This is a genomic window from Streptomyces sp. NPDC089919, assembly GCF_040684615.1.
Taxonomy (GTDB): domain Bacteria; phylum Actinomycetota; class Actinomycetes; order Streptomycetales; family Streptomycetaceae; genus Streptomyces.
On the sequence record NZ_JBFBGK010000042.1, the window covers coordinates 11,857 to 30,769 of the forward strand.

General features: G+C 70.9%; 14 protein-coding genes. 7 read left to right on the top strand and 7 right to left on the bottom strand.

What is annotated here, in order from left to right:
* Positions 1-206: 206 nt before the first annotated feature.
* The 4 genes from AB0O40_RS18605 to AB0O40_RS18620 form a co-directional block, all read right to left on the bottom strand.
* Entirely contained in the window at positions 207-1,814 is a 1,608-nt protein-coding gene (locus tag AB0O40_RS18605) for a glycerol-3-phosphate dehydrogenase/oxidase (protein ID WP_365042314.1), read from the bottom strand.
* Positions 1,815-1,864: 50 nt separating this feature from the next.
* A complete protein-coding gene (gene glpK / locus AB0O40_RS18610) occupies positions 1,865-3,403 on the bottom strand; it encodes a glycerol kinase GlpK (protein WP_365042317.1) in 1,539 nt (512 codons plus the stop codon).
* A gap of 82 nt (positions 3,404-3,485) precedes the next feature.
* On the bottom strand, positions 3,486-4,241 hold the full coding sequence (locus AB0O40_RS18615; RefSeq protein WP_365042320.1) for an MIP/aquaporin family protein: 756 nt from the start codon (positions 4,239-4,241) through the stop codon (positions 3,486-3,488).
* 306 nt (positions 4,242-4,547) lie between these two features.
* On the bottom strand, positions 4,548-5,315 hold the full coding sequence (locus tag AB0O40_RS18620; RefSeq protein WP_365042323.1) for an IclR family transcriptional regulator: 768 nt from the start codon (positions 5,313-5,315) through the stop codon (positions 4,548-4,550).
* Positions 5,316-5,562: 247 nt separating this feature from the next.
* On the opposite strand from AB0O40_RS18620, the gene metH reads away from it, so the two are divergent.
* From metH to AB0O40_RS18640, 4 genes are all read left to right on the top strand, one after another.
* Positions 5,563-9,075, top strand: coding sequence for a methionine synthase (gene metH, locus AB0O40_RS18625; protein WP_365042326.1), 3,513 nt, complete (start codon positions 5,563-5,565; stop codon positions 9,073-9,075).
* A gap of 116 nt (positions 9,076-9,191) precedes the next feature.
* Positions 9,192-9,893, top strand: a complete 702-nt coding sequence (locus AB0O40_RS18630; protein ID WP_365042329.1) for an HAD family phosphatase — start codon at positions 9,192-9,194, stop codon at positions 9,891-9,893.
* 484 nt (positions 9,894-10,377) lie between these two features.
* Complete coding sequence (locus AB0O40_RS18635) at positions 10,378-11,982, top strand: ABC transporter substrate-binding protein (protein WP_365042332.1); 1,605 nt, start codon at positions 10,378-10,380, stop codon at positions 11,980-11,982.
* Between the two features lie 67 nt (positions 11,983-12,049).
* The gene (locus AB0O40_RS18640) at positions 12,050-13,630 is read left to right on the top strand and encodes an ABC transporter substrate-binding protein (protein ID WP_365042335.1); all 1,581 of its coding nucleotides are present in this window, start codon (positions 12,050-12,052) and stop codon (positions 13,628-13,630) included.
* A gap of 112 nt (positions 13,631-13,742) precedes the next feature.
* Here AB0O40_RS18640 and AB0O40_RS18645 read toward each other — a convergent pair whose 3' ends face one another.
* A complete protein-coding gene (locus tag AB0O40_RS18645; protein WP_365042338.1) occupies positions 13,743-14,414 on the bottom strand; it encodes a response regulator transcription factor in 672 nt (223 codons plus the stop codon).
* Positions 14,415-14,490: 76 nt separating this feature from the next.
* Positions 14,491-15,360 (bottom strand): RecB family exonuclease, encoded by an 870-nt coding sequence (locus tag AB0O40_RS18650; RefSeq protein WP_365042341.1) that lies wholly within the window; start codon positions 15,358-15,360, stop codon positions 14,491-14,493.
* A 104-nt stretch (positions 15,361-15,464) separates the two neighbouring features.
* On the opposite strand from AB0O40_RS18650, the gene AB0O40_RS18655 reads away from it, so the two are divergent.
* From AB0O40_RS18655 to AB0O40_RS18665, 3 genes are all read left to right on the top strand, one after another.
* Complete coding sequence (locus AB0O40_RS18655) at positions 15,465-16,673, top strand: site-2 protease family protein (protein WP_365042344.1); 1,209 nt, start codon at positions 15,465-15,467, stop codon at positions 16,671-16,673.
* Positions 16,674-16,691: 18 nt separating this feature from the next.
* Positions 16,692-17,600: a tRNA (adenine-N1)-methyltransferase gene (locus tag AB0O40_RS18660; RefSeq protein ID WP_030193007.1), complete on the top strand. Its 909-nt coding sequence runs from the start codon at positions 16,692-16,694 to the stop codon at positions 17,598-17,600.
* 383 nt (positions 17,601-17,983) lie between these two features.
* Positions 17,984-18,571 carry a hypothetical protein gene (locus tag AB0O40_RS18665; RefSeq protein WP_365042347.1) on the top strand — a complete coding sequence of 196 codons (588 nt, stop codon included), beginning with the start codon at positions 17,984-17,986 and terminating at the stop codon, positions 18,569-18,571.
* Positions 18,572-18,575: 4 nt separating this feature from the next.
* Here AB0O40_RS18665 and AB0O40_RS18670 read toward each other — a convergent pair whose 3' ends face one another.
* A complete protein-coding gene (locus AB0O40_RS18670) occupies positions 18,576-18,896 on the bottom strand; it encodes a ferredoxin (RefSeq protein WP_365042350.1) in 321 nt (106 codons plus the stop codon).
* Positions 18,897-18,913 lie beyond the last annotated feature (17 nt).

The following is an 18,913-nucleotide window of genomic DNA, read 5'->3' on the forward strand; positions in this document are numbered from 1 at the left end:
CAGGTCTCCTTCCGAAGTTCCCTTGTGTACGGGGGTCAGCCTACGGGGTGGGTCCCCGCTCCAGCAGACCCTTCAAGGCCTGCTCGCCACAGGGGATTTCCATGCGTGTCCGCGGCCGGAAGATCGGCCGGCGGGTGCCGCGGCATGCGGAAGGGGCGGCCCCGCTCCGGGCACCGCCCGGCCGGAGACCGCCCCTTCCGTCACACTCACGCCTTGTCGCGCAGCATCTCCTCGACCCGGCCGCGGACGGCCTCGTCGTCCAGGCCGCGGACGGTCACGGTGGTGCGGCGGCGCAGCACGTCGTCCACGGTCTGCGCCCACTCGAAGTCACGGGCGTAGGCGACCTGCGCCCAGATCTCCGGGCCGTCCTCGTGGATCCGCTCGCCGAGCGCCGGGTCCTCGTTGACCAGGCGGGCGATGTCGAAGGCCAGCGAGCCGTAGTGGGAGGCCAGGTGGCGGGCGGTGAGCGGGTCCATCCGCATGCCCGGCTCGCGGTCCACCAGCAGCCGGTGCGCGACCGCGTTCGGGTTGGCGACTCCGGGCAGCGGCACCCGGCGCACCAGGGACTTGACCGGCTCCATGTCCTCGGTCAGCGGGCTGCCGGGCAGCTTCGCCAGCTTGTCCATGACCACCCGGCCGATGTGCCGGTAGGTGGTCCACTTGCCGCCGGCCACGGACAGCATGCCGGCCTTGCCCTCGGTGACGACCGTCTCGCGCTTGGCCTGGGAGACGTCGCCGGGGCCGCCGGGCAGCACCCGCAGGCCGGCGAAGGCGTAGGTCATCAGGGAGCGGTCGAGGTCGGCGTCCTTGATGGAGAAGGCGGCCTCGTCGAGGATCTGCTGGATGTCCGCCTCGGTGGCCCGCACGTCCGCCGGGTCGCCCTCGTACTGCGTGTCGGTGGTGCCGAGCAGCAGCTGGTCCTCCCACGGGAGGGCGAAGGTGATGCGGTACTTGTCGATCGGGGTGGCCATGGCGGCCTTCCACGGCGACTTGCGCTTCATGACGATGTGCGCGCCCTTGGACAGGCGGATCGACGGCAGCGCGTGCTTGTCTTCCAGACGCCGCAGGTGGTCCACCCACGGGCCGGTGGCGTTGAGCACGACGCGGGCGTCGATGCCGAACTCGGTGCCGTCCAGGCGGTCCTTGAGCTCGGCGCCGGAGACCCGGCCCTGGGTCATCCGCAGGCCGGTGACCTCGGCGTGGTTGAGGACGACCGCGCCCGACTCGACGGCGGCGCGGACCGTCATGACGGCGACCCGGGAGTCGTTCATCTGGTGGTCGTAGTAGACCGCGACGGCCTTGAGGTTGTCCGTCTTGAGGCCGGGGTTGTCGGCGGCGGCACGGGCCGGGGATATGACCTTGCCCATGCCGTCGCCGAAGGCCGAGAGGGCGGAGTAGGCGAAGACGCCCGCGCCCAGCTTGGCCGCTCCCACCGGGCCGCCCTTGTAGACCGGCAGGTAGAAGGTGAGCGGGTTGACCAGGTGCGGGGCCACGTCCTTGGCCAGCACCCGGCGCTCGTGGTGGTTCTCCGCGACCAGCTTGACCGCGCCGGTCTGCAGGTAGCGCAGACCGCCGTGGACCAGCTTGGAGGAGGCGGAGGAGGTGGCGCCGGCGAAGTCGCCGGCGTCCACCATGGCGACCCGCAGACCCGACTGCGCGGCGTGCCAGGCCACCGAGGTGCCCAGGATGCCGCCGCCCACGACCAGCAGGTCGTAGGTGGCCTTGGCCAGCTGGTCACGGGTCTCGGCGCGGCTCGCGTTCGAACCGGCGGTCGGGTGCGTCCCCAGTGCGGGGGCGCTCTGCAGGCTGCTCATCTCGTACTCCTCGTCAGCTCTCAGCGGTGCGTCAACGGCTGAGGGCGGTCTCAGCTGTTGTCGTCGTCCTCGTCGATCCAGCCCATGGTCCGCTCGACGGCCTTGAGCCAGCTCTTGTACTCGCGGTCCCGCTGGTCGGCGGGCATCCGCGGGGTCCACTCGGCGGCCCGGCGCCAGTTCGCGCGCAGCGCGTCCGTGTCGGGCCAGAAGCCGACGGCCAGGCCGGCGGCGTAGGCGGCGCCGAGGCAGGTGGTCTCGGCGACCATCGGGCGCACCACGGGGGCGTCCAGGAAGTCCGAGAGCGTCTGCATCAGCAGGTTGTTGGAGGTCATACCGCCATCGACCTTGAGGGCCGCCAGCTCGACGCCGGAGTCCTTGGTCATGGCGTCGGTGATCTCGCGGGTCTGCCAGGCGGTGGCCTCGAGCACGGCACGGGCGATGTGCGCCTTGGTGACGTAGCGGGTGAGGCCGGCGATCACACCGCGGGCGTCGGAGCGCCAGTACGGGGCGAACAGGCCGGAGAAGGCCGGCACGAAGTAGGCGCCGCCGTTGTCCTCGACCGAGGAGGCCAGGGTCTCGATCTCGGCCGCGGTCTTGATCATGCCCATCTGGTCGCGCATCCACTGGACGAGCGAGCCGGTGACGGCGATGGAGCCCTCCAGGGCGTAGACCGGCTTGGCGTCGCCGATCTGGTAGCCGACCGTGGTCAGCAGGCCGCTGTAGGAGTTGATGATCTTGTCGCCGGTGTTCATCAGCATGAACGTGCCGGTGCCGTACGTGGACTTGGCCTCGCCCTCGGCGAAGCAGGTCTGGCCGAAGAGCGCGGCCTGCTGGTCGCCGAGCGCGGAGGCGACCGGGACACCGGCCAGCACGCCGTCCTTGACCTCGCCGTAGACCTCGGCGGAGGAGCGGATCTCGGGCAGCACGGCCGCCGGGATCTCGATGGACTGCAGGATGCGCTCGTCCCACGCCAGCTCGTGCAGGTTCATCAGGAGGGTGCGGGAGGCGTTGGTGACGTCGGTGACGTGCCGGCCGCCGTCGACACCACCGGTGAGGTTCCAGATGACCCAGCTGTCCATGGTGCCGAAGAGGATGTCGCCGGCCTCGGCGCGCTCGCGCAGGCCCTCGACGTTGTCGAGCAGCCAGCGGACCTTGGGGCCCGAGAAGTACGAGGCCAGCGGCAGGCCGGTCTCACGGCGGAAGCGGTCCTGGCCGACGTTGCGGCCGAGCTCCTTGCACAGGCCGTCGGTGCGGGTGTCCTGCCAGACCAGCGCGTTGTGCACCGGCTCGCCGGTGTTCTTGTCCCACATCACGGTGGTCTCGCGCTGGTTGGTGATGCCGACGGCCTTGACGTCGGCGGAGGTGATGCCGGCCTTGTCGATGGCCCCGGCGACGACCTCCTGGACGTTCGCCCAGATCTCGGTCGCGTCGTGCTCGACCCAGCCCGGCTTCGGGAAGATCTGCTCGTGCTCCTTCTGGTCCACGGAGACGATGCGGCCGTCGCGGTCGAAGACGATGCAGCGGGAGGAGGTGGTGCCCTGGTCGATCGCCGCGATGAAGGGGCCGGCGCCGTGCGAGCTGCTGGTCATGGTGTCTGCTCCTGGCAGGTCGTAAGAGGGAGGCGAAAGTGGTTCGTGCAGCAGGTGCGGTTGCGGTTGCTGGTCAGACGAATCAGACGAACGCGATCTTGTACAGACCACCGGCGACGGCGGCACCGACGAGCGGGCCGACCACCGGGATCCAGGAGTATCCCCAGTCCGAGCCGCCCTTGTTGGGGAGCGGCAGGATCGCGTGGACGATGCGGGGGCCGAGGTCGCGCACCGGGTTGATGGCGTAACCGGTCGGGCCGCCCAGGGAGAGGCCGATGCCGACCACCACGAAGGAGGTGATGAGGACGCCGATCACGCCGAGGCCCTTGCCGCCGTCCTGCAGGCCCTGGGTGAGGATCGCGAGGACCAGGACGGCGGTGCCGATGATCTCGGTGGCGAGGTTCTGCACCACGTTGCGGATCTCGGGGCCGGTCGAGAAGATCCCGAGCACCGGGCCGGCCGGCTGGCTCAGGTCCGCCCCGAGCTCCGGGTCGGTCAGGTGGGCCCGGAACTGGCCGTAGTACGTGATCCACATCAGGACGGAGCCGATCATGGCGCCGAGGAGCTGGCCGGCCAGGTACGTGCCGACGTTGCTCCAGTCGCCGTCCTTGATGGCGATGCCGACGGTCACGGCGGGGTTGAGGTGCGCGCCGGAGAGCGGGGCGGAGACGTACGCGGCGATCAGCACCGCGAAGCCCCAGCCGAAGGTGATGGCGAGCCAGCCCGCGCCGCGCGCCTTGGAGCTCTTGAGCGTCAGCGCGGCGCAGACGCCGCCGCCGAGCAGGGTGAGCAGGGCGGTACCGATGGTCTCGCCGATGAAGATGTCGGAGCTGGACACCCGCGACTCCTTTGTCCTACGTCCAGGGGGTGAGCGGAAGGCCGGTCCCGTCCGGTCCCTCCGCGCACTCGGTGAGTGCGTTTTCGGCCCTTGGCTCTGTCACACCCTAACGCGTTTGCCGGTAGGTGTTCGACAATGCCGACCGATGAACGGCAGTTTTCCGCCGGTGTGAAGACTGCGTCAAGAGTTCGGCGATGCCGAATGCCGGATCGTTACCACTCGGTACGATCGGCCAAACGTACGAAATCCGGACACGCCGACGGGGCGTGACGCCCCCGGCGTCACGCCCGTTTCACCCGTACGGGATCAGAAGCGGCCGGCGCCCAGGTCCCGGGAGACCGAGCGCGCGGTGTCGCGCACCGCCGCCACCAGGTCCGGGCGCAGCTCCCCGGCCTCCGTGCAGACCCGCTCCACGGCGCCCGCGATCGCCACCGCGCCCACCGGCATCCGGCGCCGGTCGTGGATGGGCGCCGCCACCGAGGCGATGCCCTCCCAGGTCTCCTCGACGTCCGAGGCCCAGCCGCGGGCCCGGGTCAGGTCCAGCACGGCCTCGAAACCGGCCAGGTCGGTCACGGTCCGGGCCGTGAAGGCCTCCCGCTCCGCCTCCACGGCCTCGCTGTGCGCCACCGGGTCGTACGCCGAGAGGACCTTGCCCAGCGCGGTGCAGTGCAGCGGCTGCATGGCCCCCACCTCCAGCACCTGACGGCTGTCGTCCGGGCGGAACACGTGGTGCATGATCAGCACCCCCTGCTTGTGCAGGACGCCGACGTACACGCTCTCGCCGCTGGCCCGGGCCAGGTCGTCGGTCCACACCAGGGCGCGGGCCCGCAGCTCGTGCACGTCGAGGTAGCTGTTGCCCAGGCGCAGCAGCTCCGCGCCCAGCTGGTAGCGGCCCGAGGCCGGGTCCTGCTCCACGAAGCCCTCCGCCTGGAGGGTGCGCAGGATGCCGTGGGCGGTGCCCTTGGCGAGTCCCAGGGCCCCGGCGACGTCCGACAGGCCCAGCCGTCTCTCACCACCCGCCAGCAGTCGCAGCATCGCAGCGGCTCTTTCGAGCGACTGGATGTTCCGTGCCATCGACGGCCTCCTGAAAGCAGCTACTCATGCGGTTCGACAATGACGAACACTATCGGTCGATGCCGACCTGGTGTGCTGTGGGGAAGTCTGTCAAGAGCGAGTCGAACAGGCCACCCCCCGCGCACAGGATGCCGTCCGCCCTGTGGGACGGCCGCACCGGGGAGTGGGATGCGCGGTTACCCTGACCGCGTACACCCTTGTCAGAAGGGTGTAAAGCCGACAGCCGTCGCACACAGGGAGCACAACCATGGCCTCGTTGCCGAACCCGCCCGCAGACACCCAGACCCGGGCCGACGCCCTCCGTGAGGCGCTGGCCGCCCGCGTGGTCGTGGCCGACGGTGCCATGGGCACCATGCTGCAGGCGCAGGACCCCACGCTCGAGGACTTCCAGAACCTCGAAGGCTGCAACGAGATCCTGAACGTCACCCGCCCCGACATCGTGCGCTCCGTCCACGAGGCGTACTTCTCGGTGGGCGTGGACTGCGTCGAGACCAACACCTTCGGTGCCAACCACAGCGCCCTGGGGGAGTACGACATCCCCGAGCGCGTCCACGAGCTGTCCGAGGCCGGCGCGCGGATCGCCCGCGAGGTCGCCGACGAGTACACCGCCGCCACCGGCGCCCAGCGCTGGGTCCTCGGCTCCATCGGCCCCGGCACCAAGCTGCCCACCCTGGGCCACATCGACTACGCCACCATCCGCGACGCCTACCAGGCCAACGCCGAGGGCCTGATCGCCGGCGGCGCCGACGCGCTGCTCATCGAGACCACCCAGGACCTCCTGCAGACCAAGTCCTCGGTCATCGCCGCCCGGCGCGCCCTCGACGCGCTCGGCGTGAACGTCCCGGTCATCTGCTCGGTCACGGTCGAGACCACCGGCACCATGCTCCTCGGCTCCGAGATCGGCGCCGCGCTGACCTCGCTCGAACCGCTCGGCATCGACATGATCGGCCTGAACTGCGCCACCGGCCCGGCCGAGATGAGCGAGCACCTGCGCTACCTCGCCCGCAACTCGCGCATCCCCCTCTCCTGCATGCCCAACGCCGGCCTGCCCGTCCTCGGCAAGGACGGCGCCCACTACCCGCTGACCCCGGCCGAGCTCGCCGACGCCCAGGAGACCTTCGTCCGCGAGTACGGCCTGTCGCTGATCGGCGGCTGCTGCGGCTCCACCCCCGAGCACCTGCGCCAGGTCGTCGAGCGGGTCCGGGGCCTGGCCCCCGGCGCCCGGGACATCCGCCCCGAGCCCGGCGCCTCCTCCCTCTACCAGACCGTGCCCTTCCGCCAGGACACCTCGTACATGGCGATCGGCGAGCGCACGAACGCCAACGGCTCCAAGAAGTTCCGCGAGGCCATGCTCGAAGCCCGCTGGGACGACTGCGTGGAGATGGCCCGCGACCAGATCCGCGAGGGCGCGCACATGCTCGACCTGTGCGTGGACTACGTCGGCCGCGACGGCGTCGCCGACATGGAGGAGCTGGCCGGCCGCTTCGCCACCGCCTCCACCCTGCCCATCGTCCTGGACTCCACCGAGGTCGGCGTCATCCGCGCCGGCCTGGAGAAGCTCGGCGGCCGGGCCGTCATCAACTCGGTGAACTACGAGGACGGCGACGGCCCCGAGTCCCGCTTCGCCCAGGTCACCCGGCTGGCCCAGGAGCACGGCGCGGCCCTGATCGCCCTCACCATCGACGAGGAGGGCCAGGCCCGCACCGTCGAGCACAAGGTCGCCGTCGCCGAGCGGCTGATCGACGACCTGACCGGCAACTGGGGCATCCGCGAGTCGGACATCCTCATCGACACCCTGACCTTCACCATCTGCACCGGCCAGGAGGAGTCCCGCGGCGACGGCATCGCCACCATCGAGGCGATCCGCGAGCTCAAGCGCCGCCACCCCGACGTGCAGACCACCCTGGGCCTGTCCAACATCTCCTTCGGCCTCAACCCGGCCGCCCGGATCCTGCTGAACTCCGTCTTCCTCGACGAGTGCGTCAAGGCGGGCCTGGACTCCGCCATCGTGCACGCCTCCAAGATCCTGCCGATCGCCCGCTTCGACGACGAGCAGGTCCAGGTCGCCCTCGACCTGGTCTACGACCGGCGCGCCGAGGGCTACGACCCGCTGCAGAAGCTCATGGAGCTCTTCGAGGGCGTCAACACCAAGTCCCTCAAGGCCGGCCGGGCCGAGGAACTGCTCGCGCTGCCCCTGGACGAGCGCCTTCAGCGGCGCATCATCGACGGTGAGAAGAACGGCCTGGAGGCCGACCTCGACGAGGCCCTGACCGAGCGGCCCGCCCTGGACATCGTCAACGACACCCTGCTCGAGGGCATGAAGGTGGTCGGCGAGCTGTTCGGCTCCGGCCAGATGCAGCTGCCGTTCGTCCTGCAGTCCGCCGAGGTCATGAAGACCGCGGTGGCCCACCTCGAGCCGCACATGGAGAAGTCCGACGCCGAGGGCAAGGGCACCATCGTGCTCGCCACCGTCCGCGGCGACGTCCACGACATCGGCAAGAACCTCGTGGACATCATCCTCTCCAACAACGGCTACAACGTCGTCAACCTGGGCATCAAGCAGCCCGTCTCCGCCATCCTCGAAGCCGCCGAGGAGCACCGGGCCGACGTCATCGGCATGTCCGGCCTGCTGGTCAAGTCGACCGTGATCATGAAGGAGAACCTGGAAGAGCTCAACCAGCGCAAGATGGCCGCCGACTACCCGGTCATCCTCGGCGGCGCCGCCCTCACCCGGGCGTACGTCGAACAGGACCTCCACGAGATCTACGAGGGCGAAGTCCGCTACGCCCGCGACGCCTTCGAGGGCCTGCGCCTGATGGACGCCCTGATCGCCGTCAAGCGCGGGGTGCCGGGCGCCACGCTGCCCGAGCTCAAGCAGCGCCGGGTCGCCAAGCGGGACACTCCCGTCCTCCAGGTCGAGGAGCCGGCGGAGGGCGCCGTCCGCTCCGACGTCTCCACCGACAACCCGATCCCCACCCCGCCGTTCTGGGGCACCCGGGTCATCAAGGGCATCGGCCTCAAGGACTACGCCTCCTGGCTCGACGAGGGCGCCCTGTTCAAGGGCCAGTGGGGCCTCAAGCAGGCCCGCGCCGGCGGCCCCACCTACGAGGAGCTGGTCGAGACCGAGGGCCGGCCCCGGCTGCGCGGCCTGCTGGACCGGCTGCACACCGACAACCTCCTCGAAGCGGCCGTGGTCTACGGCTACTTCCCCTGCGTGTCCAAGGGCGACGACCTGATCCTGCTCCACGAGGACGGCTCCGAGCGCACCCGCTTCACCTTCCCCCGCCAGCGCCGCGGCCGGCGGCTGTGCCTGGCGGACTTCTTCCGCCCGGAGGACTCCGGCGAGGTGGACGTGGTCGGCCTGCAGGTCGTCACCGTCGGCTCGAAGATCGGCGAGGAGACCGCCCGCCTCTTCGCGGCCGACGCCTACCGCGAGTACATGGAGCTGCACGGACTGTCCGTCCAGCTCGCCGAGGCGATGGCCGAGTACTGGCACGCCCGGGTCCGCGCCGAGCTCGGCTTCGGCGCCGAGGACCCGGCCGGCATCGAGGACATGTTCGACCTCAAGTACCGCGGCGCCCGGTTCTCCCTGGGCTACGGGGCCTGCCCCGACCTGGAGGACCGCGCCAAGATCGCGGCTCTGCTGGAGCCCGAGCGGATCGGGGTACACCTGTCGGAGGAGTTCCAGCTCCACCCGGAGCAGTCCACCGACGCGATCGTGATCCACCACCCCGAGGCCAAGTACTTCAACGCGCGATAGTCGCCGCCGACGTACACTGGTCGGTCCCACACAGGCCGGTCGCCTGTTCCCCAGGGCACGTGTGTGCCCCGCGGGGAAGAGGTGACCGGCCTGCTCGTCCCTCCCGGAGCGTGCCCATGACCAGTACGGTTCCCCAGTCACTCGCCAGGACCACCGACGGTTCGGCGCTGCAGGCGGTGCTGCTCGACATGGACGGCACCCTGGTCGACACCGAGGGCTTCTGGTGGGACGCCGAGGTCGACGTCTTCGGCGAGCTCGGCCACCGCCTCGACGACTCCTGGCGCGAGATCGTGGTCGGCGGCCCGATGAGCCGCAGCGCCGGCTACCTGATCCGCGAGACGGGCGCCGACATCGGCCTCGCCGAGCTCAGCGTGCTGCTCAACGAACGCTTCGAGGCCCGGATCGCCGACACGGTGCCGCTGATGCCCGGCGCCGAGCGGCTGCTGGCCGAGCTGGCCCGCAACAACATCCCCACCGCCCTGGTCTCCGCCTCGCACCGCCGGGTCATCGACAAGATCATGGCCTCCCTCGGGCCCGAGCGGTTCGCCCTCAGCGTCGCCGGTGACGAGGTGCCCCGCACCAAGCCGCACCCGGACCCCTACCTGCACGCCGCCGGAGCCCTGGGCGCCCACCCATCCCGCTGCGCCGTCATCGAGGACACCGCCACCGGCGTGGCCGCCGCCGAGGCGGCCGGCTGCCGGGTGGTCGCGGTGCCCTCCGTGGGCGTCATCGAAGCCGCCCCCGGCCGGGTGGTGGTGCGCTCCCTGGAGGACGTCGACCTGTCCTTCCTGCGCTCCCTGGTCACCCCGCTCAACTGACCGGCGACACTCCGTGGCCGGCCCGGCCGGCCGCCCGAAGCAGGCATCGCGCCCGCATCCCCCGCCAAGGGGATGCGGAGGCCGAAATTCCATCATTGTCCGACGAGTTGCCCAGGTGACCTTTGTCACCTGATATGCCCCCGATAAAGGCCCTTCCGGGCCCCGGGGGCCTTCCTTTGTGTCCGATTGATCAGCTCCTGACCGAATCATCGGAGACCGGGGCCTACGCAGGCGGTACGCCCTCATCACGGTGCGATTACATCCCAAGTCCGGCCAGTTCCAGCCATCCCACCCGGGGCCACTATCGTCAACGCGGGCACTTCGCCGCACCCTTGCGTGGCCGACTGGCACACACCCCTGTGCCGGGCCGCGCGGACCGATCGTCATCACTCCGGCCCGATCGTTCCGCCCCGAACGGGCGGCTGTGCGAAGTGCCCTCACCATCGCAGTGACCTAAGTGCCGGGTTGAGGGAGATTTTCGAGCATGAACCGCAAGACCCTGGTGCTGACGGCCGCAGCCGTCTCGCTCACCCCCGCGCTGGCCGCCTGCGGCAGCGCCACCGGCGGGGGAGCGGGCGGCGGAGCGATCGTCGTCGGAACCACCGACCGGTTCGAGGCCGCCGACTACGCCCCCGCCCCGCTCGACCCCGCGTACGCGTACGACGCCGGCGCCTGGAACATCCTGCGCCAGACCCTCCAGACGCTGATGCACGTCCCGCGCGGCGGCGGCCAGCCGGTCCCCGAGGCGGCCTCCGACTGCCGCTTCACCGACCAGGGCAGCGAGAGCTACCGCTGCACCCTGCGCCCGGGCCTGAAGTTCGCCAGCGGCGACCCGCTCACCGCCAAGGACGTCAAGTTCTCCATCGACCGCGTCCTCGCGATCAAGGACGAGAACGGCCCGGTCGGCCTGCTCTCCACCCTCGACACCGTCGAGACCAAGGGCGAGGACCAGATCGTGTTCCACCTCAAGGGACCCGACGCCACCTTCCCGTACAAGCTGTCCACCCCGGCCACGGCCATCGTCAACAGCAAGGACTACGACGCCGAGAAGCTCCGCGCGGGCTTCGAGGTCGACGGTTCCGGCCCGTACACGATGAAGCCCGAGGTCAAGGACAACAAGCTGGTCCGCGCGGTCTTCACGAAGAACGAGAACTACCGCGGCGACCTGAAGGTCCAGAACGACAAGGTCGAGCTGCGCTCCTTCGACGACTCCGCCGCGATGGGCAAGGCCCTCGAGGACGGCGACATCCAGATGATGTCCCGCACCCTCTCGCCCGGCCAGATCCAGCAGCTGTCGGACAACCCGAAGAAGGGCGTCAAGCTCGTCCCGATGCCCGGCCTGGAGATCCGCTACCTGGCCTTCAACACCGAGGCCGCGCCGGTCAAGGACAAGGCCGTGCGCCAGGCCATCGCCGCCGTCGTCGACCGCGGCGAGCTGATCAACAAGGCCTACGGCAAGGCGGCCCTGCCGCTGTACTCCCTGGTCCCCTCCAGCGTCGCCAACCACGTCAACTCGTTCTACAACAAGTACGGCGAGGGCAAGCACGACACCGCCGCGGCCCTGCTGCGCGAGGCCGGCATCAAGACGCCCGTCAAGCTGACGCTGAACTACACCACCGACCACTACGGCGACGGCACCGCGGTCGAGTTCGAGACCCTCAAGTCCCAGCTCAACGACACCAAGCTGTTCGACGTGACCGTCAAGGGCACGGAGTGGGCGAAGTACCGCCCCGCGCAGAAGCGCGGCGAGTACGCGGCCTACGGCCTCGGCTGGTTCCCCGACTTCCAGGACGCCGACAACTTCATCGGCCCCTTCCTGGAGAAGGACAACTTCCTCGGCACGTCGTACGCCAACTCCACGGTGCGCGGCAAGCTCATCCCCGAGTCCCGTCGGGCCGGCAACCGCGCGGACGCCGCGGACGCGTTCGGCAAGATCCAGGACATCGTCGCCGAGGACGTCCCGGTCCTGCCCCTGTGGCAGGCCAAGCAGTACGTCGCGGCCCGCGACGGCATCACCGGCGTGGAGTGGTCCGTCAACTCCATCTCGGACCTTCAGCTGTGGGAGCTCGGTCGCGGGGTCAGCAGCTGATACGGCAGTAAACCGGCAGCGGGTGTCGCAGGCCGGAGGCACAGTCAAGACAGTGAGGCACGTTCGCGTGAAGATTCGTAACCAGTGGTTGGCGGCCCCGCTCGGAGCGGCGACCGCGGCCGCCCTGCTCAGCGGTTGCGGTTCGAACGAAGGCTCCGCCGCGGGCACCGGCCAGTCGGTGGTCATGGGCATATCGGACGACGTGCAGGCCACGGACCCGGCGTCGGGCTACGACCCGGGCTCCTGGCTGCTGTTCAACAACGTCTTCCAGTCCCTGCTCAGCTTCCCCAAGGGCAGCACCACCCCCGAGCCGGACGCCGCCCGGGAGTGCGCCTTCGAGGCCGGCAGCAAGGTCTACCGCTGCACCCTGCGGTCCGGGCTGAAGTTCAGCAACGGGGACGACCTCACCTCGAAGGACGTCAAGTTCTCCTTCGAGCGCACCCTGAAGATCAACGACCCCAACGGTCCGGCCGTCATGCTCGCCTCCATCGACGGCATCGACACCCCCGACGACAAGACCGTCGTCTTCCGGCTCAAGACGCCCGACGCGACCTTCCCCAGCAAGATCGCGTCGGGCGCGGGGTCGATCGTCGACCACCGCGAGTACCCCGCCGACAAGCTCCGCAAGGACGGCAAGGCCGTCGGCTCCGGCGTCTACACCCTGGAGTCCTTCGACGACAAGGGTGCCAAGTTCGCCGTCAACAAGGCCTACTCGGGCGAGGCCAAGGCGAAGAACGACGGCATGTCGATGAAGTTCTTCCACAACGACCAGACCGCCCTCAAGACGGCCCTCCAGTCCGGCGACGTGGACTTCGCCTTCCGCGGCCTGGCCGCCAAGGACATCGCCGGCCTCGAGTCGAACAGCGGCACCGACCAGAGCGTCGACGTCATCCAGGGCGCCGGGGCCGAGGTCGAACACCTCGTCTTCAACCTGGACGACAAGGTCGCCGGCCAGAAGGCCGTCCGCAAGGCCATCGCCTACCTCGTCGACCGCGAGGCGCTGGTCCGCGACGTCTTCGCCGGCACCGCCACCCCGCTCTACTCGATCGTGCCCTCCGGCATCGGCGCCCACAGCACGCCCTTCTTCGACCTCTACGGCGGCAGCCCGCAGCCCGCCAAGGCCAAGCAGGTCCTGCGCAAGGCCGGCATCACCGACAAGGTCAAGCTCACCCTCTGGTCCACCCCGTCGCGCTACGGCCCGGCCACCGACCAGGAGATGAGCGCCATCGCCGAGCAGCTCAACGCCAGCGGGCTGTTCGACGCCGAGATGAAGTCCGTCGGGTTCGAGCAGTACGAGAAGGACATCAAGGCCGGCAAGTACGGGGTCTACGTCAAGGGCTGGGTGCCCGACTACCCGGACCCCGACAACTTCACCCAGCCGTTCTTCGGCGAGGGCAACGTCCTCGGCAACCACTACAAGAACGACACCATCACCGGGACCATCATCCCCAAGACCTCCGCCACCGCCGACCGCACCGCCACCGAGGCCGACTTCGGCCGCCTCCAGGAGATGGTGGCCGAGGACGTCCCGATGCTCCCGCTGTGGCAGGGCAAGCAGTACGCCGTCGCCCGCGAGAACGTCACCGGGCTCCAGTGGTCGCTCGACGCCTCCACGGTCTTCCGCTTCTGGGAGATCAGCAAGGGCTGACCCGCCGACCCGCCCCCGCCAGGGCAGGGAAGAAGGCCGGGCCCGGCGCGCACGCGCCGGGCCCGGCCCTTTTCCGTACCGGACCCCGCCGGGGAGCCCGCACGACCTGCGGCTACTGGGCGCCCGGCCGCACCAGCCCGCTCTCGTAGGCGTACACCGCGGCCTGCACCCGGTCCCGCAGCCCCAGCTTCGTCAGGACGTGCCCCACATGGGTCTTGACGGTGGTCTCGCTCACGAACAGGTCCGCCGCGATCTCGGCGTTCGACAGGCCCCGCGCCACCAGCTTCAGCACCTCGACCTCCCGCTCCGTGAGCGTGCCGAGGGAGTGCGGCACCGGCTCCTCGCCCGACGGCAGGTGCCCCGCGTACTTGTCCAGCAGCCGCCGGGTGATGCTCGGCGCCAGCATCGCCTCGCCGGCCGCCACCACCCGGATCGCCTGCACCAGCTCCGTGGCCGGCGCGTCCTTCAGCAGGAAGCCGCTGGCCCCCGCCCGCAGCGCCTCGACCACGTACTCGTCCAGGTCGAAGGTGGTCAGCACCAGCACCTTCGCCGGACCCGACCGGTCCGGACCGGTGATCTGCCGGGTCGCCTCCACCCCGTCCATGCGGGGCATCCGGATGTCCATCAACACCACGTCGGGCTGCAGCGCCCGCACCTGGTCCAGGGCCTGCAGGCCGTCGCCGGCCTCACCCACCACCGCCAGGTCGCCCTCCGCCTCCAGGATCATCCGGAAGCCGGTGCGCAGCAGCGGCTGGTCGTCCACCAACAGGACACGGATCGCCACGGAGTACCTCTTCGTCTCGGTGCATTCGCTGGGCCCGGATCATTCTGCCCTGCCGCACCCGCCGCCTTTCGGCCGGTCAGGATCCGGCCGCCGGCTCCCCGCCCTGACGCGGCACGATCTGCAGCGGGTACGGCGGCGGGGTCCCGCCGAACTCCGGACACACCGCCTGGTGGTCGCACCAGCCGCACAGCTTCGTCGGCCGCGGCCGCCACTCACCGGAGTCCGTCGCCTCCTTGATCGACTCCCACAGGGCCAGCAGCTTGCGCTCCACCCGCTCCAGGTCCCCGATCACCGGGTCGTACGTCAGCACGTCCCCGCTGCCCAGGTACACCAGCTGCAGCCGCCGCGGCACCACCTGCTTGAGCCGCCACACCACCAGCGCGTAGAACTTCATCTGGAACAGCGGGCCGTCGGCGTACTCCGCCCGCGGGGCCTTGCCCGTCTTGTAGTCGACGATCCGCACCTCGCCCGTCGGCGCCACGTCCACCCGGTCGATGATCCCGCGCAGCCGCAGCCCCGACTCCAGCTCCGTCTCCACGAAGAACTCCCGCTCCACCGGCTCCAGCCGCGTCGGGTCCTCCAGCGTGAACCAGCGCTCCACCAGCGCCTCGGCCTCCAGCAGCCAGCGCCCCAGCCGCTCCCCGTCCGCGTCCTGCGCGAACAGCTCGCCCAGCTCCGGCTTCGACTCCAGCAGCCGGTCCCACTGGCCCGGCACCAACGACTTCGCCCGCGGCGCCGTCCGCTCCTCCGCCGGATGATCGAAAAGCCGCTCCAGCACGGCATGCACCAGCGTCCCGCGGGTAGCCGCCTCACTGGGCTTCTCCGGCAGCCGGTCGATCACCCGGAACCGGTACAGCAGCGGGCACTGCATGAAGTCGCTCGCCCGCGAAGGAGAGAGCGACGAGGGCCGCGCGGCATCGGTGGCGGGGGTCTGCGGACTCGTCATGACAACAAACCCTACGGGCACCGACCGACAGCGGGGCATACCATCGACGCCGACCCCCCTCACACTGCATGATCGAGGCATCACGTTCCGACAGAAGGGCAACCGTGGCCGACACCGACACCACCGGGGACAAGGAGCAGGGCACCCGCCGCCACCCCGGCCCGGGCGGCGGCCTCCAGATGGGCCGCCCCTTCGGCGTGCCCGTCTACGTCGCCCCCAGCTGGTTCCTGGTCGCAGCCCTCATCACCTGGGTCTTCGGCGGCCAGCTCGACCGGATCCTGCCCGACCTCGGCCTGCTCCGGTACCTCGTCGCGCTCTTCTTCGCCATCGCCTTCTACGGCTCCGTGCTCATCCACGAGCTCGCCCACACCGTCGCCGCCCTGCGCTTCAAACTCCCGGTCCGCCGCATCCAGCTGCAGTTCTTCGGCGGCGTCTCCGAGATCGAGAAGGAGTCCGAGTCCGCCGGCCGCGAGTTCGTCCTCGCCTTCGTCGGCCCCCTCCTCTCGCTCGTCCTGGCCGGCCTCTTCTACGCCGGCATGCAGGCCGTCGAGCCCGACACCGTCCCCGGCGTGCTGCTCGCCGGGCTGATGATCTCCAATCTCCTGGTCGCCGCCTTCAACCTCCTGCCCGGCCTGCCCCTCGACGGCGGCCGGATGCTGCGCGCCGTCGTCTGGGCCCTCACCGGCAAGCCCATGACCGGCACCATCGCCGCCGCCTGGGTCGGCCGGGGCCTGGCCGTCGGCGTCCTCATCGGCCTGCCGCTGCTCACCCACACCGGCGTCCTGGGCACCGACGCCGAAGACACCGTCGGCATGGACACCGTCATGGACGCCCTGCTCGCCGCGATCCTGGCGGGCATCATCTGGACCGGCGCCGGCAACAGCCTCCGGATGGCCCGCCTGCGCGAGAAGCTGCCCAGCCTGCGCGCCCGCACCCTCACCCGCCGGGCCGCCCCCGTCGAAGCCGCCACCCCCCTCTCCGAAGCCCTGCGCCGGGCCAACGAAGCCGGCGCCCGCGCCCTGGTCGTCGTCGACCCGCACGGCACCCCCACCGCCCTGGTCCGCGAGACCGCCGTCGCCGCCGTCCCCGAACACCGCCGCCCCTGGGTCGCCGTCTCCACGGTCGCCCAGGACCTCACCGACGGCATGAAGGTTTCAGCGGAACTGACCGGCGAAGCGCTCCTCGACGTCCTGCGCGCCACCCCCGCCACCGAATACCTCGTCCTCGAGGACACCGGCGAGATCTACGGCGTGCTCTCCACCACGGACGTCGAGAAGGCGTTCGTCCAGGCCATGGCGCGGCCGTCCGCATAACCCCGGTACTCTGGTCACATGTCCGAACCGACCGGTGCCGCCCGCCGTCGCGGGCCCTTCAAGGTCGGGGACCAGGTCCAGCTCACCGACCCCAAGGGACGCCACTACACGTTCACGCTCGAAGCCGGGAAGAATTTCCACACCCACAAGGGTTCCTTCCCGCACGACGAGCTGATCGGCGCTCCCGAGGGCAGTGTTGTCCGTACCACCGGGAACGTCGCGTACCTCGCGCTGCGCCCGCTGCTCCCCGACTACGTCCTGTCCATGCCCCGCGGCGCCGCCGTGGTCTACCCCAAGGACGCGGGCCAGATCCTGGCCTTCGCCGACATCTTCCCCGGCGCCCGCGTCGTGGAGGCGGGAGTGGGCTCCGGATCGCTCAGCAGCTTCCTCCTGCGCGCCATCGGCGACCAGGGCATGCTGCACAGCTACGAGCGCCGCGCGGACTTCGCCGAGATCGCCACCCAGAACGTCGAGCGCTACTTCGGGGGACCCCACCCCGCCTGGCAGCTCACCGTCGGCGACCTCCAGGACAACCTCTCGGACACCGACGTCGACCGGGTCATCCTCGACATGCTCGCGCCCTGGGAGTGCCTGGAGGCCGTCTCCAAGGCGCTGGTGCCCGGCGGCATCCTCTGCTGCTACGTGGCCACCACCACCCAGCTGTCGAAGACCGTCGAGTCCATCCGCGAGGCCGGCTGCTTCGCCGAGCCCCAGCCGTGGGAATCGATGATCCGCAACTGGCACGTCGAAGGCCTCGCCGTCCGCCCGGACCACCGGATGATCGGCCACACCGGCTTCCTCGTCACCGCCCGGCGGCTCGCCGACGGAGTCGAGCCCCCGCTGCGCCGCCGCCGCCCCGCCAAGGGCGCGTACGGCGAGGACTACGAGGGCCCCGGCAGCCAGAGCGGCGGCTCCGGCCGCGGCTGACCCCGCCCGGGTCGCCCCCAACGCACAGGCGCCGTGGCGCAGTTCCCCGCACGACCGGGGGAACTGCGCCACGGCGCCGTTTCGTTGCCCGCGACCGCACCCGGTCCGAGCACCGGCCGAGCACCACCTGAGCCCCGCCCGGAAACGGCCCGACCGCCACCGGGGAGCGGCCCGCGGACCCCTCGGGACCGACTCGGCCGCCGCTCGGGTCCCGGCCCGGGCGCCCCGCCCGCCGCCGCCCGCGCGCACGGCTTCCGGCCGCCGCGCTGGACCCGGGCGTTCCGCCCCCGTGTGAGGTGTGGCACGATGCTGGCTCCCCCTCAGATCCGGCCCCGGACCGGCCACCCGCCCGCAGCAGAGCCCTCGCACAGGAGACACCCCGCGTGCAGACCCCCGCCGTCCTGGAACTGGCGCACACCCGCACCCGGCCCCTGCACTGGGTCGCCACCGCCGCCGCCATGGCGGCGGTCGTCGCCGGCGCGGGCCTCCTCCAGCCCGACCGGGCCGCCGGCACCCCGCACGCCGCGGCCGGGCCGGCCGGCCGGGAACTGCCCGCCGCCACCGCCCCGGACCCCACCGGCGTGGACTTCCCCCTCGACTGCCACGGCGACCCCGAACAGATCACCGCCCGCGCCCAGGGCGACCTCGACGGCGACGGCCGCCCCGAGACCGTGGCCGCCGTCCGCTGCCAGGCCGGCTCCGGCACCCCGCCGCACGGCCTCTACGTCCTGACCGGCGGCGGAACCGGCCGCGCGCGGGTGGTCGCCACCCTGCTGAGCCCGGCCCGCCGCGAGAGCGTCATCACCCTCGCCGTCACCGGCGGCGCCGTCGCCGCCGAGCTGCGCGGCTACTCCGGCCCGGACGTCCCGTCCTGCTGCCCGGACACCCACAGCGACACCAAGTGGCGCTGGACCGGACGGAACTTCCTCGAGACCGACCGGCCGGATCCGGCCACGCCGGAGCGTGTGTGATCCGTCACGCCGCGTCGGGGCCGTAGACCTCGACGCCGTCCGAAACGCGCCTTACGTGGATGCAGTCGCCCGGGCACTCCTTGGCCGAGTCCACCACGTCCTGCAGCAGCGGCAGCGGAACCGGAGCCGTCGCCCCCGCGTCCTGCAGCAGCTCGTCCTCCAGGCTCTTCACGTACGCCAGACCGTCGATGTCCAGCTCGAACACCTCGGGGGCGTACTGGACGCAGATCCCGTCCCCGGTGCAGAGGTCCTGGTCGATCCAGACCTCCAGAGCCTCGGGATTCTCCCCGGTGCTCCCGGTGGCGAGCTCGTGCTGCACGGTCATATCTCCTGCACTTCCCT